A 16701-nucleotide genomic window follows, 5' to 3' on the forward strand; every position below is an offset into this window, starting at 1 on the left:
TGCCGTCTGGGTCTCGCCGGAGCCACCGCGTGGTCCGGCCGGCGGTGCCAGCATGCCCGCCCCGGGACGAGGCCCGCCGAAAGTTGTCCACAGGCTGCGGGGATCGTCGTACAAATCCGGCGCCCGGTTGGGCCGATCGATATTGCAGCGTTCCGGAGCCGGGACTTCCCCGGGTACAGCGGGTAACGTCGGGGCGTGCCCGCCGACCCACTGCAACGCGCCGGAAAGTCACAGCGCAGCACGACGAGCCAGCCGACGAACGGCTCACGGGCGAGCGCGATCGAGGTCCGCAGGAGCGCCCGCCGCCGCAGAACGGTCTCCGCGTACCGCGAGGGCGATCGCACCGTCGTGCTCATCCCCGCCCGGATGTCCGAGGCGGAGGAGCAGCGCTGGGTGAACGTCATGCTCGACAAGCTGGCCGCCCAGGAGAGCAGGCGGACGCTCGGCGACGCCGAGCTGGCGCAGCGCGCCGAGCGGCTGTCGGCCCAGTACTTCGACGGCCGGGCCCGGCCAGCGACCGTGCGCTGGGTCACCAACCAGAACACCCGCTGGGGCTCGTGCACCCCCTCCGAGGGCAGCATCCGGCTGTCGCACCGCTTGCAGGGCATGCCGGAGTACGTCGTCGACTACGTCCTGTGCCACGAGCTGGCACACCTGCTGGTGCCCGGGCACGGCCCCCGCTTCTGGCGGCTGCTGGAGGCGTATCCGAAGACCGAGCGGGCCCGGGGCTACCTCGAGGGCGTGGTCGCCGCCGACCGGCTGCCGCACCTGCCGGGTGCGCAGGGCGAGTGAGGCAGCACGGCGGGTGAGTGCACGGCGGACCGCGGCACGCGTTGTGTACCGGGTCTGTACCGGCATCGTCCGATGTCGGCCTTTGCCGTTAGCCTGGCGCGACGCACTCGCACTCGGGATGGGGGACGGTCGTACGCATGGCCAGGGAATTCCAACGCGGCCACAAGGCCAGGATCAGTGACCTCACGGCGGGCACGGATCTGTACGTAGGCGTACAGATCTCCGGCCCCGGACTGACCTTCGACATCAGCTGCTTCGGTCTCGACGCCGACGAGCGCCTGTCGGACGACCGGTACTTCATCTTCTACAACCAGCCGAAGTCCCCCGAGGAGTCCGTCCAGCTGCTCGGCGCGCAGGCGGGCGACACGGAGTCCTTCCGGGTCACCCTCGACCGGATCCCGCAGCAGATCAAGAAGCTGTCCTTCACGGCGACCCTCGACGGCGCCGGACAGATGTCGCAGATCGGCCCGGGGTACCTCCGCATCGTGGCGGGCGGCGAGGAAGTGGCCCGTTATCCCTTCAGCGGTGCTGAGTTCTCCACCGAGCGGGCCGTGATGCTCGGCGACTTCTACTTCAAGGACGTGTGGCGGTTCGCCGCCGTCGGCCAGGGCTTCGACGGCGGGCTCGACGCCCTGCTGAAGAACTTCGGCGGCGAGGTCGCCGAAGAGGAGCCGGCCGCGGCGCCGCCCGAGCCGCAGTCCGGTGGCGCACCCGGGTTCGCGCCGCCCGCCCAGGGCGCGGCCCCGCCCGCCTTCGGCGTTCCCGCCCAGGCCCCGCCCCCGCAGCCCGCCGCCCAGGGCTTCGCGCCCCCGCCGGGCGCCACCCCGCCGCCGGCACCCGCGCCCGCGGCACCGCCCTCGGTCCACGCCGCGCCGACGATCGTCGCCCCGCTGCACACGCCGCCCGGCGGCTCCCCGGTGCCGCCCCCGCCGCCGGCACCCGCGCCGTACGGCCAGCCGGGCCAGCAGCCGCAGCCGTTCAACCCGCCCGGCCCCGGCGGGCAGGCGCCCGGGTCCGCCCCGCTGCCGCCGGGCTACGGCGCCCCGCCGCAGGCACCCCAGGCACCCGCCCCGCCGCCCGGTCACGGCGGCGCGACGCCCCCGCCGGGCTACGGCCGGCCGCCCGCGCCCGGTGCGCTGCCCGGACAGCAGGCCCCCTACGGGGCTGCGCAGGGGATGCCGCAGGGCACCGGGCCGACGACGCCCGGCGTACTCGGCGCGCTGCAGATGTTCAAGGAGACGCCCACCGGGCAGCGCTGGACCCCGCAGAACGAGAAGCTGATCCGGGTCGACCTCGGCATGGGCGGCCAGCCCGTGCTGGCCCGTCAGGGCAGCATGGTGCTGTACCAGGGCAAGGTCGACTTCAGCTACAAGGGCGCCGGCTTCACCGGCCGCGTCGTCGGCAACGCCACCGGCCAGGAGATGCAGCTGATGCGCTGCACCGGCCAGGGCCAGGTGTTCTTCGCCGAGGACGCCACGATGCTGCACCCGATCGAGCTCCAGGGCGACGCCGTGTGCGTGTCCGCGGAGAACGTCCTCGCCTTCGACGAGAGCCTCCAGTACGAGGTCCGCCGCATCGAGGGCCACGGCATCCCGGGCGGCGCGCTGTTCACCATGCAGTTCCAGGGCACCGGCACCATCGTCGTCAAGACCCACGGCGTGCCCGTGGTGCTGCCGGTCACGCCCACCACGTTCGCCGACTGCAACGCCGTGGTCGCCTGGTCGGCCGCCTCCCAGGTGGTCGTCTCCAGCCAGGTGAGGATGCGCCGCAACTCCTACCCCGGTGACACGGGGGAGAGCGTCAACCTCCAGTTCCGGGGTGCTCCCGGGAACTTCATCGTCGTCCAGCCGTACGAGATCTAAAGGGAGCCCGTCATGAACCAGCCACTCGCGGGCTTCGCTCCCGCACCGGTCACCGCCCGCATGGAGAACCACGGCAACCACATGCTGAAGGTCGCCATGCAGACCGGTCACGACCTCTTCGCCCGGGTGGGCTCCATGGTCGCCTACGAGGGCTTCGTCCAGTACGAGCCCAACCCCCCGGCCGTCCGCCAGATCGCCAAGGACTGGCTGACCGGGGAGGGCGCGCCGCTGATGAAGTGCTCCGGCGACGGCCTGCTCTACCTCGCCGACTACGGCGCGGATGTCGTCGTGATCAACCTCAACGGCGACGGCATCTCCGTCAACGCCACCAACCTGCTCGCCTTCGACGCGCACCTCAGCTGGGGCGTGGAGCGGGTCAAGGGCCTGGCGAAGTTCGCCGGCCAGGGCCTGTGGAACACCAGGATCTCCGGGCAGGGCTGGGTCGCGTTGACCTCGCGCGGCAAGCCGATCGTCGTCGACTGCGGCGGCGGGGAGGACGAGACGTACGTCGACCCGGACGCCCTGGTCGCGTGGTCCCCGAACCTCAAGGTGAAGGGCAAGCGCAGCTTCCGTGCCCAGTCGCTGATCGGCCGCGGCAGCGGGGAGGCCTACCAGATGGCCTTCTCCGGTCAGGGCATCGTCGTCGTCCAGCCCAGTGAGGACAGCACCGACCGTCTCCGGGGCCGGGGCTGAGGGGGAGCAACCACACCATGCAGAGCCCGCTTTTCGCCCACAACGACCAACCGACCCAGGACCGTTGGAGCCTGCAGAACAAGAACATGCTGCGGGTCGCCCTGGAGGGCCACGACGACGTCCTCGCCCGCAAGGGCTCGATGGTCGCCTACCAGGGCCTCGTCGAGTTCGACGCCGAATACCAGAGCCGCGGTCAGGCGCGTGCCCGCCTGCGCACCGGTGAGGGACTCGACCTGATGCGCTGCCACGGGCAGGGCACCGTCTACCTCGCCAACCTCGCCCAGCACATCCACCTCATGGACGTGGACCAGGACGGGCTGACGGTCGACAGCAGCTATGTGCTGGCGATGGACTCCTCGCTGCACCACGAGGTCATCGCCGTCGACAGCCAGTACGGCATCTCCGGCTCCGGGAAGTACCAGCTCAACATCACCGGCCGGGGCCGGGTCGCCCTGATGACCTCCGGCGTGCCGCTGATGATGCAGGTGACGCCCGACAAGTACGTCAACTGCGACGCCGACGCGATCGTGGCCTGGTCCACCGCACTGCGGGTGCAGATGCAGGCCCAGACGCACTCCTCCGGTGTGTGGCGGCGCCGGGGCAGCACCGGCGAGGGCTGGGAGCTCAGCTTCATGGGCAGCGGATTCGTCCTGGTCCAGCCCAGTGAGCTGCTGCCGCCGCAGAACGCCCAGATCGGCTCGGGTCTGGCCGCGCAGTACGGCATGGGCCAGCAGGGCGCCCGCGGCCACAACCAGGGCAACGTCTGGAGCTGACGGGCCGGCCACCGCGTGGCACGGCAGAACGGGTGAGGGGCGGCCGTCGTGACGGCCGCCCCTCACCCGTGCTCCGGGGCGTCCGTCAGACGCCGAGTCTCGTCCGGGCCGCTTGGACCAGACGGACGACGGAGGCGTCGGCCACCTCCGCGACCGCGTCGTAGGGGAACCAGCGCAGGTCCAGCGACTCGTCGCTGATCGCCTCCACGGCACCGGACGGCGGCAGGGCCGCGTACTGGACGTCCAGGTGCCAGGCACAGGGCGTCTCGTGGCGGTCCAGACGCACGGGACCGCCGGGGAGCAGGGTCAGCCCCGCGATGCCGGACTCCTCGGTGCCCTCCCGCAGCGCGGCCGCGGCCAGGGTGGTGTCGGCCGGCTCGCAGTGCCCGCCCATCTGCAGCCACATGCGCAGCTTCCGGTGCAGGGTCAGCAGCACCCGGCCGCGCTCCGGGTCGATCACCAGGGCGCTCGCGGTGAGGTGGCCGTCCCGGCACGCCTTCCACATGCCGTCCGGATGAGCGGCGAGGTGGTCGAGATAGGCGTCGCGCAGCTCCGTCTGGTCCGCGTAGCCCTTGAGTACGAGGACGGCGTCGTCGTGGAGGGTCACTCGCCGTCGTCGCCCTTGCTCTCGTCCTTGCCCTCGCCCTCGGACCCGTCGTCGTCCCCGGCCTTCCCGGTCCCGCCGTCCTGCTTGCGCAGGTCGGGCCTGCCGGCCGCCTCGCCGAGCATCTTGTCGAGCTCGGAGAAGTCGATCTGCTCGCGGTGCACGAAGCCGTCCGGGTCGTCCAGGTCGGTCGCTGTCGGCAGCATGTCCGGGTGGGCCCACAGGGCGTCCCGGCCGTCCACGCCGCGCGCGTCGGTGAGCGAGGCCCACAGCCGCGAGGCGTCCCGCAGGCGGCGCGGGCGCAGCTCCAGACCGATCAGCGTGGCGAAGGTCTGCTCCGCGGGACCGCCGGAGGCACGCCGGCGCCGCAGCGTCTCGCGCAGGGCGTCCGCCGACGACAGCCGGGGCTTCGCCGCCGCGTGCACGACCGCGTCCACCCAGCCCTCGACCAGGGCCAGCGCCGTCTCCAGCCGGGCCAGGGCGGCCTTCTGCTCGGGCGTGTCCTCGGGCTGGAACATGCCCTGCTGGAGGGCCTCCTGCAGCTGCTCGGGGTTCTCCGGGTCGAACTGGCCGACCACGTCCTCCAGCTTGCCGGTGTCGACCTTGATCCCGCGCGCATAGCCGTCGACCGCGCCGAACAGGTGCGAGCGCAGCCACGGCACGTGCGCGAACAGGCGCTGGTGGGCGGCCTCGCGCAGCGCGAGGTACAGCCGCACCTCGTCCTCGGCCACGCCGAGGTCCTTGCCGAATCCGGCGATGTTCAGCGGCAGCAGCGCGGCCTTGCCGGCCGGGCCGAGCGGCAGGCCGATGTCGGACGAGCCGACGACCTCGCCGGCCAGCACACCGACGGCCTGCCCGATCTGCGTGCCGAACATGGCGCCGCCCATCGAGCGCATCATGCCGATCAGCGGGCCGGCCATGGCCTGCATCTCCTCCGGCAGGACGTCGCCCATGGCGTTGCCCACGCGCTCCGCGACCGGGTCGACCAGCTCGCGCCACGCGGGCAGGGTCGCCTCGACCCACTCCGCGCGGCTCCACGCCACCGCGGACGCCGCGCCCGACGGCAGCGACGTGGCGTCGTCCAGCCACAGGTCGGCCAGGCGCACCGCGTCGTCGACGGCCTTGCGCTCGGCCGGCCCGACACTGGCGTCCTTCGTGCCGTCCGACGTGCCCTGCGACACGGTCTGGCGGGCGATCTGCTTGGCCATGTCCCAGTTCACCGGGCCGCCCTCGTAGGAGAGCATCTGGCCGAGCTGCTGGAAGGCGGCGCCCAGGTCGGTGGGGTTCAGCGAACCGAACATCGCGGCGAACGGATTGTCCGCCCCGGGGCCGCCAAAGCCGCCTGCTCCGGGCATGCCGAAGCCGAACGGGTTGGCCGGGCCCTGACCACCGCCGCTCTGCGGGTCCTTCTTCTTGCCCTCGTCGCCGTCGTCCGGCTCCTCCGGCGGAAGGCCGAATCCGAATGGGGTGTCACTCACGGGATTCCTCGGCTGGTAGGGCCGCCGGTTCTTTCCGGCGGCACGGCTGCCCGACAACACCACCCAGCGTAGACACCTGAGGCGGATCGGGCCTCGGTGCTTCGCCGACAGACTGCCTGCGGCAGGATGGAGCCACCTGGTACGTAGGCGTCCCTTGCGCCCGTACTGAAGACAACCGCTGGAGACGCCTGGTGAGTTCCCCAGATCCGCAGGTTCGCGCAGCGCGAAACCCGTCCGCCCGTCCCGCGCGCGGGCCCGTCGTCGCGGTCACCGGTGCCGCGTCCGGGGTCGGCGCGCTGCTCACCGAGCGGCTGGCCGCCTCGGAGGAGGTCAAGCAGGTCGTCGCCATCGACGAGCGGCGCGGCGAGTGCGCCGACGCCGAATGGCACATCCTCGACGTGCGGGACCCGGCCATCGCGGAGAAGCTGCGCGGCGCCGACGTGGTGGTCCACCTGGCGCTCGACCTGGACCTGGAGACCGACGCCGCCGCCCGGACGGCGTACAACGTGCGGGGAACGCAGACGGTCCTGACCGCCGCCGCGGCCAGCGGGGTGCGGCGCGTGGTGCTGTGCACCTCAGCGATGGTCTACGGCGCGCTGCCGGACAACGAGCTGCCGCTGTCGGAGGACGCCGAACTGAAGGCCACCGCCGAGGCCACCGGCGTCGGCGACCTGCTGGAGATCGAGCGGCTGGCCCGCCGGGCCCCCCGCGCGCACCCCGGGCTGAACGTCACCGTGGTGCGCCCGGCCGTGCTGGTCGGCGGGGGCGCCGACACCGCGCTGACCCGGTATTTCGAGTCGCCCCGGCTGCTGGTGGTCGCCGGTTCGCGGCCCGCGTGGCAGTTCTGCCACGTCGACGACCTGTGCAGCGCGCTGGAGTACGCGGCCGTGGAGAAGGTCGAGGGCGAACTCGCCGTCGGGTGCGACGGCTGGCTGGAGCAGGAGGAGGTGGAGGAGCTCAGCGGGATCCGCCGCATGGAGCTCCCGTCCGCGGTCGCACTCGGCGCGGCGGCCCGGCTGCACCGCATCGGCCTCACCCCGTCCCCGGCCGGGGACCTCGCCTACACGATGTACCCGTGGGTGGTGAGCGGGAGCCGGCTGCACGACGCGGGATGGCGCCCCTCCTACACCAACGAGGAAGTGCTGGAGGAACTGCTCGGGGAGGTCTCCGGCAGGCACACGGTGGCCGGCCGGCGGCTGGGCCGGAAGGACGCCACGGCGGCCGGTGCGGCCGGCGCGACGGTCGCCCTGCTGGGCGCGGCGGCGGTGGTACGGCGCGCCCGCAAGGCCCGGCGCCGCATCTGACTCGGCGCCGCATCTGACCTGGCGCCGCATTTGGCCGGGGCCCGGGCCGGTACCGGCGGGCCCCCGGCGTTCCCGCTGGTCGGCGGGGCGCCCGCGGCCCGCGCGCCGCCGGGCGTCCTGTAGGAGGCTCCAAACGGCACGCGCGTGTGCCGGACGAGTCCGCACTTCCGTGCCGGAGCGGAGGTGCGGCACGATGGGTACATGGCATCCACGCACGATCACCCGGGTGAGCAGGCCGCACAAGATCCGATCAAGCTGATCGGGATCCGCGACACGCCGCTCTCCGTGGACGAGGTGCTGCGGGCCGTCGGGGACGACGCCGCGGGCGGCACCGCACTGTTCGTCGGGACCGTGCGCAACCACGACGGCGGAGCGGACGTCGACGCGCTGAGCTATTCGTGTCACCCCAGCGCCGAGGCGGAGATGCGGCGGATCGCCGAAAAGGTCGCCGCCGATTACCCCGTTCGGGCGCTGGCGGCCGTGCACCGGGTGGGTGATCTCGGGATCGGGGACCTCGCCGTCGTCGTCGGCGTGTCGTGCCCGCACCGGGGAGAGGCCTTCGAGGCGTGCCGGAAACTCATCGACGACCTCAAGCACGAGGTGCCGATCTGGAAGCACCAGAGGTTCTCGGACGGCACGGAGGAGTGGGTGGGCGCCTGCTGAGCGCCGCCCCCACGACCTGCCGGACCGGAGCGGGACGCCCCGCGCCGGAATCCCGCCCGGCCGCGCCGCCGGGCCTCCGGTTCCGGCCCGCACCTCCGGTTGCGTAACCGGACCCCTGGCGTGAGCGTTGTCACTGCAGATGGTTAATCTGCTGATCAGTCAGTGTTGCGGACGCTCATGGGGTTGGGAGGTCGGCATGGCGGTGCTTGCCTGGTTGCTGATTCCGCTGGTGGCCGCGATCGGTGCCGGACTGTGGGGCAGTTGGGCCGGCCGGACGCGCAAGGCGCGCAGCGACGGGCCGGAGCTCATCGGGTACGCCCGCTTCCGGGAAGCGATGGAGAAGCCCCGGTCCGGCAGCTGAACGGCGGGAAAAGCGCAGGTCCACGCAGGACGCCACAGGGCCGCCCGGACGGGCGGCCCTGACGGTGCGCTGACAGACACGTCCCGTACTGTCGACCCATGCCACGCCGCACCGCGACGATGCTCGCCTCCACCCTGATGCTGATCGCGCTCCTGTGCGCGGGAGTCTTCATCCCCGTGCCGTACGCGGAGATGTCGCCGGGGCCCACGGTGAACACCCTGGGCGAGCACGACGGCGAGCCGGTGCTGCAGATCGCGGGGCGCAAGACGTATCCGACCGACGGCCACCTGAACATGACCACGGTGCGGGTCACCAGCGCCGACTACCGGATGAACCTCGTCGAGGCCGTCTACGGATGGCTTGCGCACGACAACAAGGTCGTGCCCCACGACACCCTCTACCCGGACGGCAAGACGGAGGAGGAGTCGACCCAGGAGAACGCCGAGGAGTTCAGCCAGTCCCAGGAGAGCGCCAAGGTCGCCGCCCTGAAGGAACTGGACGTCCCGGTGAAGTCCTGGGTGATCGTGTCGACGGTCGTCAAGGGCTCGCCCGCCGAGGGCCGGCTGCACGCGGGCGACGTGATCAAGGCCGTCGACGGCAGGAAGGTCGCGGAGCCGGCCGACGTCGCCGAGCTGGTGACGGCGCACGAGCCGGGCGAGGACGTCGTCTTCACCATCGTGCCGGCCGCGGAGCAGGCCGCCGCCGAGAAGGAGAAGCGGGCGCCGAAGAAGACCGAGAAGGTGACGATCACCACCGCGACCGCCGACGACGGCGGCGAGAAGCGCGCCATCGTCGGCATCTCCGCCGGCACCGATCACACGTTCCCGTTCTCCATCGACATCAAGCTGGCCGACGTCGGCGGACCCAGCGCCGGTCTGATGTTCGCCCTCGGCATCTACGACAAGCTCACCCCCGGCAGCCTGACCGGCGGCCGGTTCGTGGCGGGCACCGGCACGATCGACGACAACGGCAAGGTCGGCCCGATCGGCGGGATCCAGATGAAGACGGTCGGCGCGCGCGACAAGGGCGCCGAGTTCTTCCTCACCCCCGCCGACAACTGCGCGACCGCCGCGAAGGACGTCCCCGACGGCCTCACGCTCGTCGAGGTGAAGACGATGGAGGACGCCCTCGGCGCCCTGGAGGACATCCGCGCCGGCGACACCGCCGACCTGCCGACGTGCAAGGCCTCCTGACCCGCACGACCGCCTGACCCGCACGACCGCCAGGGCCTCACGACCGCCAGAGCCTCACGACCGCCTGATCCGCGGGGACCGGCCCGCCCCGGAAGGGGGCTCGGGGGCCGCTCCCCGCGAGCCGGCTACTCCTCGAAGGTCGCCGACAGGGCCTGGGCCAGCCCCGGCACCAGGTCGGAACCGGTGAGGACCTCTGTCGGGGAGTCCTTCTCCCGCAGCCGCAGGGCCGACTCGCGCCGGCCGTCGCGCAGCACCGCGACCGTCATCCGGACCTCCTGGCGCTCCGGGTGCTCGGCGACCCAGTTCGTCAGCGCCGTCTCGTCCATGCCCTGCGGGACCTGGGCCTCCGCGGACGGGGGCAGGATCAGCCGCTCCACGGTCAGGGCGCAGCCGGTCACCGCGTCCGGCCAGGCGATGGTGCCGAGGAACTCGTCGAGCGGCTTGCCCGCGGGGATCTCGTCCTGCTCGATGGGGGTGAGGGCGGTCGCCTCCGGCTCGCCGTCCAGGCCGAGCCGGTCCGCGAGACCGGGTTGCTCGGCCCGCAGCCGGGCGGTGTCGACGAGGGCGAACAGGCGGGCGGGCTGGTCCCAGCCGAGGCCGGAGACGTACTCGTCGATCTCGAGCACGGCCCTGGTGAGCGGGTGCGCAGCCATGGGTGTGTTGGACATGGTCACAATCTTCTCTCGTTCGGGGCCGGAATCGGGAACCGAGTAAAGGGTTAGTAAGTTGCATAGGTGGGGCCCACGAGCAGCGGGTTCCATACAAGGTCCACGGACACGCGGGCCAGACGAATCAACAGCGAACCTTGAGGTGCCTACCTTGGCTTTCCAGATGCCGGACCGCGGCGGAGGCCCGACGGGGCCACGGATGAGAGTGGGCCGTCCGTCCCGGCGGGTCCGGACCCTGCTCATGACACTGGGCGTCCTTGCCGTCCTCGGCATGGTGTTCACCATGTTCGCGGGGTTCTGGACCGACTGGCTGTGGTATCGCTCGGTCGACTACTCGTCGGTCTTCACGACCACCCTGTGGACCAAGATCGGCCTCTTCTTCGTCTTCGGTCTGCTGATGGCCGCGTCGGTCGGGGTCAACATCTGGCTGGCGCACCGGCTGCGGCCGCCGCTCAGTGCCATGTCGATGGAGCAGCAGAACCTCGACCGGTACCGGATGGGCATCGCCCCGTACAAGAAGTGGCTGCTGCTGGGCATCACCGCGCTGGTCGGCCTGATCGCCGGTGCCTCGGCGTCCAGCCAGTGGCGCACCTGGCTGATGTGGATCAACGGTGTGCCCTTCGGTGAGAAGGACCCCCAGTTCAAGCTGGACGTATCCTTCTACGCCTTCGACCTGCCGTGGTACCGCTTCCTGCTCGGTTTCGGATTCGCCACGGTCATCCTGTCGGTGATCGCCGCCGCGCTCACCCACTACCTCTACGGCGGGCTGCGCATCACCAGCCCCGGCGCGCGCGCGACGGCCGCGGCCACCGGCCACCTGTCCGTGCTGATCGGCATCTTCGTCGCCCTGAAGGCGGTCGCCTACTGGCTCGACCGGTACGGGCTGGCGGTGAAGTCCAGCGACTTCAAGGCCACCGACAGCTGGACGGGCCTGCGGTACGTGGACGCCAACGCGTATCTGCCGGCCAAGACGATCCTGTTCTGCATCGCCGTGATCTGCGCGCTGCTGTTCTTCGCCACCCTGTGGCGGCGCACCTGGCAGCTGCCCGTCATCGGCTTCGGCCTGATGGTGCTGTCGGCGATCCTGATCGGCGGCCTGTACCCGGCGATCGTGCAGAAGTTCCAGGTCCAGCCGAACGAGCAGGCCAAGGAAGCGCCGTACGTCGAGAAGAACCTCAAGGCGACGCGCGAGGCCTACGGCATCGACGGCACCCAGGTCACCGATTACCCGGGCACCAGCCAGACCGAGGACAAGACCAAGCTGCGGGACACCGTCACCGACACGGCGAGCATCCGCATCATGGACCCGAACATCGTCTCGCCGACGTTCCAGCAGCTCCAGCAGATCAGGAACTACTACGCGTTCCCGACCAACCTGGACGTGGACCGGTACACCAAGGACGGCAAGGACCAGGACACCGTCATCGGTCTGCGCGAGCTGAACTACAACGGCATCCCGAAGCGGAACTGGATCAACGACCACTTCCGCTACACCCACGGCTACGGCGTCGTCGCCGCCGAGGGCACCAGCGCGGACGCCGGCGGACGCCCGGTCTTCACCGAGTCCGACCTCCCGTCGAAGGGCGATCTGGGCACGTACGAGCAGCGCGTCTACTACGGCGAGCGCACCACCACGTACTCGATCGTCGGCGGTCCCCAGAAGGAGATCGACTACTCCGACGACAGCGGTGAGAAGACCTACAGCTACAAGGGCGACAGCGGCGTCAACCTCGCCAACCCGATCAACCGGGCGGCGTACGCGGTCGCGTTCAGCGAGCCGCAGATCCTGTACTCCGGCGCCATCGGCGACGGTTCGCGGATCCTGTACAACCGCACGCCCAAGGAGCGCGTCGAGGCGATCGCCCCGTGGCTGACCATCGACGGCGACGCCTACCCGGCGGTCGTGGACGGCCGGATCCAGTGGATCGTCGACGCCTACACGACGAGCAACGGCTACCCGTACTCGTCGCGGACGACGCTCGGCGACACCACGGCCGACTCGCTGACCGCCACCAACGACAACCGCGCGGTGGTGGCCCAGCAGAACCAGGTCAACTACATCCGCAACTCGGTGAAGGCGACCGTCGACGCGTACAGCGGCGAGGTCAAGCTCTACCAGTGGGACACCGAGGATCCCGTCCTGAAGACGTGGATGAAGGCGTTCCCGGACACCGTGGAGCCGAAGGGCGAGATCTCGGAAACCCTGATGGCCCATCTGCGGTACCCGCAGGACCTGTTCAAGGTGCAGCGTGAGCTGCTCACCCGCTACCACGTGAAGGACGCCACGACGTTCCTCTCCGGCAGTGAGGTGTGGCAGGTGCCGGACGACCCGACGAACAAGACGGGCGAGACGGTACCGCCGTACTACCTGAGCATGAAGATGCCGGACCAGAAGGAACAGGTCTTCTCGCTCACCACCACGTTCACTCCGAACGGCCGTGACAACCTCAGCGGGTTCATGGCGGTCGACGCGGAAGCGGGCACCGAGGACTACGGCAAGATCAGAATCCTGAAGCTGCCGGCGAGTACGACGGCCGCCGGACCCAAGCAGGTCCAGAGCCAGTTCAACTCGCAGCAGGAGATCGCCGAGTCCATCAGGCTGCTCAGAGGCGGCGACTCCGAGGTGGAGTACGGCAACCTGCTGGCCGTGCCGCTCGACGGCGGACTGCTCTACGTGGAGCCGGTCTATGTGCGCGGTGGCGGACTGAAGTACCCGCTGCTGCGGAAGGTGCTGGTCACCTACGGAGGCCAGACCGCCTTCGAGGACACCCTGGAACAGGCCCTCGACAAGGTCTTCGGCACCGAGGGCGGTACGAGCCAGCCACCGGGTCAGGACGAGGGCACCGGCGAGGACGAGGGCACCAAGCCGCCGCCCCCGTCGGACAACCCGACGGTCCAGGAAGCGCTCAACGACGCCCAGGAGGCGTTCGAGGCCGGTCAGGAAGCCCTGAAGAAGAACGACTGGGAGGCCTACGGCAAGGCGCAGAAGGAGCTCGAGGACGCCCTGCGCAGGGCTGAGGACGCCCAGTCCGCCGACGGCGGAGGCGGCGGGGACAGCAGTCCCGCCCCCGACGCCAGCCCGAGCGGCTAGCGAGCTGCCTGGTCAGGCTGGTCGAAGCCCCATCCCGCGCCGTGGTACGGTTCTTTCACAACGGCGCGGGGTGGAGCAGCTCGGTAGCTCGCTGGGCTCATAACCCAGAGGTCGCAGGTTCAAATCCTGTCCCCGCTACTGACGTCGCGAAGTGAGCGACACCAAAGGCCCGGATTCCACAGGGAATCCGGGCTTTTTGGTGTGCGAACGCATGTGCCGACGCGGCCGACAGCCGCGCCGACGCCGTGAGTTGGGCGATCTGTGTTTGACTTGTCTCTCTGTGGGCATGTCGACAAAACGCTGAAGTGACCTCACTGGCTGCGGTATACCAGGTGTACCCAGGTTGCAGGTGGTGCGACGATGAACGTTATGGGGGACAAGGCAACTCTGTTCGAGACAGGGCGATTTGCGCAGCCCTCCCCTCGCCCGGAGCCCGACGGCGAGGCGGTGGAGGTCACCGACGAGGCGGCCGAGGAGCTGCGCCAGAGACTGGCCGCCGAGGCGGGCGACGTCGAGGCGATGAGCGTGCTCGGCGCCATGCTGCTGCGCCGCGGCGACCTCGACGGAGCCGAACCCCACCTGCGTGCCGCCACCGCCGCCGGCGACCGTGCCGCCGCCAACAACCTGGGCGTCCTGCTCCACCAGCGGGGCTACGCCGACGAGGCCGCCGGGTGGTGGCGGATCGCCGCCGTCGCCGGCTCCGCGGCCGCCGCACACGCGCTGGGCCGTCACCACCGGGAGCGCGGCGACGAACCCGCCGCCGAGTACTGGCTGCGCCAGTCCGCCGAACAGGGCCACGCCCTGGGCGCGTACGCCCTCGCCGACCTGCTGGAGCACCGCGGGGACACGGCCGGCGCCGAGCAGTGGATGCGGGCCGCCGCCGAGCGTGGGCACCGGGAGGCGGCCTACCGCCTGGCCCGGTCCTTGGACCGCCGGTCCGCACCGGAGAGTGACGAGGACGACGGCGTCCCGGACGGCGCGGACGGCGGCGAGGCCGAGCAGTGGTACCGGCAGGCCGCGGCGCGCGGCCACCGCCGGGCCGCCCTGCACCTCGGGGCGATCCTGGAGCGGCGGGGCGAGCTCAAGGAGGCCGGCCGCTGGTATCTGACCTCCGCCAAGGACGGCGAGGTGCGGGCCGCCTGCGCGCTCGGGTTCCTGCTCCGGGACGCCGGGGACACAGAGAACGCCGCCGTGTGGTGGCTGCGGGCCGCCCAGGACGGCGACGGCAACGCGGCCAACGCGCTGGGCGCGCTGCACGCCGAACGGGGCGAGACGCAGACCGCGGAGCGCTGGTACCGCGCGGCGATGGACGCGGGCGACATCAACGGCGCCTACAACCTCGGGCTGCTCTGCGCCGAGCAGGGGCGGACCCAGCAGGCCGAGCAGTGGTACCGCAGGGCCGCCTACGCCGGGCACCGCGAGGCGGCGAACGCGCTGGCGATCCTGCTGCTGCGGGCCGGGGACGAGGCCGGCGCGGAGCCGTGGTTCTCCAAGGCGGCCGAGGCCGGGAGCGTGGACGCCGCCTTCAACCTCGGCATCCTGCACGCGGGCCGCGAGGAGGAGCGCGCCGCGCTGCGCTGGTACGAGCGGGCGGCCGCCGCCGGGCACACCGAGGCGGCCCTCCAGGTCGGCATGGCGCGGCTGCGTGCCGGCGACGAGGGCGAGGCCGAGCGGTACCTGCGCTGCGCCGCGGGGGGCGGCAGCGCGGAGGCCGCCTACCGGCTCGCGACGCTGCTCGACGCCCGCCGTCCGCCGGAGCCCGCGCACGAACTCGGCGAGCCGGTGCACCGGCGCAGCGAGTGCGAGGAGTGGTACGAGCGCGCGGCCTCCCAGGGGCACCGGCGCGCCCAGGTCCGGGTCGGCATGCTGGCCGCGGCCCGCGGCGACGTCGTCGAGGCGGCCCGCTGGTACCGGGCGGCGGCCGAGGCCGGTTCCCGCAACGGGGCCTTCAACCTGGGGCTGCTGCTGGCCCGGGAGGGCAGCGAGCCGGAGGCGGCGGTCTGGTGGAGCCGGGCGGCCGACGCCGGGCACGGGCGGGCCGCCCTGCGGCTGGCCCTGGTCTACGCGCGGCGGGGCGAGCTCGCCGAGGGGCAGCGCTGGGCGGACCGGGCGGCGGCGCTGGGCCCGGAAGCGGTGACGGAGCGGGCGACCCGGCTGCGCGACGCCCTGCGCCAGGAACTGTCCGCGTGAGCGGTCCTGCCCCGTCCTGCTCGGTCCTGCCTGGTCGAGCCCGTTCCCGGCCGGTCCCGCACCGGTCGGGACGGGGCCCGGAAGGGATTTGCCTCCGTCCGCGTCCTTGACGTAACGTTGCATTCACCGACGCGGGGTGGAGCAGCTCGGTAGCTCGCTGGGCTCATAACCCAGAGGTCGCAGGTTCAAATCCTGTCCCCGCTACTGAAGGCCGAGGGCCGGAATCCGAAAGGGTTCCGGCCCTCGGTTCTTGCGTGGGTTCCTACATGCCCGAAGGCGGCCGGCTCCCGCCGCCCGGCCTGCTCGGCACACGGCCATGACGAAGCCCCGGCACCGAAACGGTGCCGGGGGCTTCGTGCAGAAGGGGGTGCGGCGGGCGCTAGGCGGCCGCGCAGTTCGGGCAGACGCCCCGGTAGGTGACCTCGACGTCGGAGACGGTGAAGCCGAAGCGCTCGGAGTCGGGCAGGTCCGACAGCGGATTGCCGGTCGGATGCACGTCACGGATCGCGCCGCACTGCGCGCACACCAGGTGGTGGTGCGGGCGGTGGGCGTTCGGGTCGTAGCGCTTGGCCCGCTTGTCCGTGGCGACCTCCAGCACCTCGCCCAGCGAGACCAGCTCGCCGAGGGTGTTGTAGACGGTCGCCCGGGAGATCTCGGGCAGCTTGGCGACGGCCCTGGCGTGGACCTCGTCGGCCGTCAGATGGACGTGCTCACCGTCGAGGACCTCGGCCACGACACGGCGCTGCGCGGTCATCCGCCATCCGCGTCCGCGCAGGCGTTCCAGAAGGTCACTCATGGGAACCAGCCTAACAGCAGGGGGACCAGGTCCCGAACGGGTGTGACTTTGGAACCTCACTTGACCTAGACATTGTCTATTGTAGGGTCGTGTCGAGCGATACCCAAACTTCGGCAAGTGGCTGGAGGCCGCGGTACAGGCCCTCCGCGGCCGACCTCCAGCGCTGGACCGCTTGCCGACGGCGGGCCGGACTCCCTGTGCGGGGTCCGGCCCTTTCTCGTGCGCGGCGGCCG

Annotated in this window: 14 protein-coding genes and 2 tRNA genes; 12 read left to right on the forward strand and 4 right to left on the reverse strand. The window is 71.6% G+C overall.

The features are described 5' to 3' along the window. Positions 1-195: 195 nt before the first annotated feature. The 4 genes from ACIRPP_RS13765 (at position 196) to ACIRPP_RS13780 (ending at position 4120) form a co-directional block, all read left to right on the forward strand. The gene (locus tag ACIRPP_RS13765; RefSeq protein ID WP_403641526.1) at positions 196-792 is read left to right on the forward strand and encodes a M48 family metallopeptidase; all 597 of its coding nucleotides are present in this window, start codon (positions 196-198) and stop codon (positions 790-792) included. A 137-nt stretch (positions 793-929) separates the two neighbouring features. Beyond that, the gene (locus tag ACIRPP_RS13770) at positions 930-2654 is read left to right on the forward strand and encodes a TerD family protein (protein ID WP_403641529.1); all 1725 of its coding nucleotides are present in this window, start codon (positions 930-932) and stop codon (positions 2652-2654) included. Between the two features lie 12 nt (positions 2655-2666). Further along, positions 2667-3347, forward strand: coding sequence for an AIM24 family protein (locus tag ACIRPP_RS13775; protein WP_403641532.1), 681 nt, complete (start codon positions 2667-2669; stop codon positions 3345-3347). A gap of 17 nt (positions 3348-3364) precedes the next feature. After that, on the forward strand, positions 3365-4120 hold the full coding sequence (locus ACIRPP_RS13780; protein WP_403641535.1) for an AIM24 family protein: 756 nt from the start codon (positions 3365-3367) through the stop codon (positions 4118-4120). An 85-nt stretch (positions 4121-4205) separates the two neighbouring features. Here the strand turns inward: ACIRPP_RS13780 and ACIRPP_RS13785 are convergent, their stop codons facing one another. Together ACIRPP_RS13785 and ACIRPP_RS13790 are read right to left on the reverse strand one after the other, a co-directional pair. Further along, positions 4206-4727 (reverse strand): NUDIX hydrolase, encoded by a 522-nt coding sequence (locus tag ACIRPP_RS13785; protein ID WP_403641538.1) that lies wholly within the window; start codon positions 4725-4727, stop codon positions 4206-4208. Next, positions 4724-6202, reverse strand: coding sequence for a zinc-dependent metalloprotease (locus ACIRPP_RS13790; RefSeq protein WP_403641540.1), 1479 nt, complete (start codon positions 6200-6202; stop codon positions 4724-4726). The genes ACIRPP_RS13785 and ACIRPP_RS13790 overlap by 4 nt, the downstream gene beginning before the upstream one ends. A 191-nt stretch (positions 6203-6393) precedes the next feature. On the opposite strand from ACIRPP_RS13790, the gene ACIRPP_RS13795 reads away from it, so the two are divergent. The 4 genes from ACIRPP_RS13795 (at position 6394) to ACIRPP_RS13810 (ending at position 9723) form a co-directional block, all read left to right on the forward strand. Continuing rightward, a complete protein-coding gene (locus tag ACIRPP_RS13795; RefSeq protein ID WP_164437931.1) occupies positions 6394-7506 on the forward strand; it encodes an SDR family oxidoreductase in 1113 nt (370 codons plus the stop codon). 201 nt (positions 7507-7707) lie between these two features. Continuing rightward, positions 7708-8169, forward strand: coding sequence for a molybdenum cofactor biosynthesis protein MoaE (locus ACIRPP_RS13800; protein ID WP_164336408.1), 462 nt, complete (start codon positions 7708-7710; stop codon positions 8167-8169). A 196-nt stretch (positions 8170-8365) separates the two neighbouring features. Beyond that, positions 8366-8530, forward strand: coding sequence for a hypothetical protein (locus ACIRPP_RS13805; RefSeq protein ID WP_192230718.1), 165 nt, complete (start codon positions 8366-8368; stop codon positions 8528-8530). A gap of 98 nt (positions 8531-8628) precedes the next feature. Continuing rightward, the gene (locus ACIRPP_RS13810) at positions 8629-9723 is read left to right on the forward strand and encodes a PDZ domain-containing protein (RefSeq protein ID WP_403641544.1); all 1095 of its coding nucleotides are present in this window, start codon (positions 8629-8631) and stop codon (positions 9721-9723) included. Between the two features lie 125 nt (positions 9724-9848). Here the strand turns inward: ACIRPP_RS13810 and ACIRPP_RS13815 are convergent, their stop codons facing one another. Beyond that, the gene (locus ACIRPP_RS13815; protein ID WP_403641547.1) at positions 9849-10391 is read right to left on the reverse strand and encodes a PPA1309 family protein; all 543 of its coding nucleotides are present in this window, start codon (positions 10389-10391) and stop codon (positions 9849-9851) included. A gap of 163 nt (positions 10392-10554) precedes the next feature. Here ACIRPP_RS13815 and ACIRPP_RS13820 point away from each other — a divergent pair, with 163 nt between their 5' ends. The 4 genes from ACIRPP_RS13820 (at position 10555) to ACIRPP_RS13835 (ending at position 15876) form a co-directional block, all read left to right on the forward strand. After that, positions 10555-13482 carry a UPF0182 family protein gene (locus ACIRPP_RS13820; protein WP_403642165.1) on the forward strand — a complete coding sequence of 976 codons (2928 nt, stop codon included), beginning with the start codon at positions 10555-10557 and terminating at the stop codon, positions 13480-13482. Between the two features lie 64 nt (positions 13483-13546). Further along, positions 13547-13620, forward strand: a tRNA-Met gene (locus ACIRPP_RS13825). Positions 13621-13842: 222 nt separating this feature from the next. Continuing rightward, positions 13843-15672 (forward strand): tetratricopeptide repeat protein, encoded by a 1830-nt coding sequence (locus tag ACIRPP_RS13830; protein WP_403641550.1) that lies wholly within the window; start codon positions 13843-13845, stop codon positions 15670-15672. 130 nt (positions 15673-15802) lie between these two features. Further along, positions 15803-15876: transfer RNA gene (locus ACIRPP_RS13835), tRNA-Met, on the forward strand. A gap of 175 nt (positions 15877-16051) precedes the next feature. Here the strand turns inward: ACIRPP_RS13835 and ACIRPP_RS13840 are convergent. Then, positions 16052-16468 carry a Fur family transcriptional regulator gene (locus tag ACIRPP_RS13840; protein WP_164333426.1) on the reverse strand — a complete coding sequence of 139 codons (417 nt, stop codon included), beginning with the start codon at positions 16466-16468 and terminating at the stop codon, positions 16052-16054. Positions 16469-16701 lie beyond the last annotated feature (233 nt).

The organism is Streptomyces sp. NPDC101219 (assembly GCF_044767675.1).
Classification (GTDB): domain Bacteria; phylum Actinomycetota; class Actinomycetes; order Streptomycetales; family Streptomycetaceae; genus Streptomyces.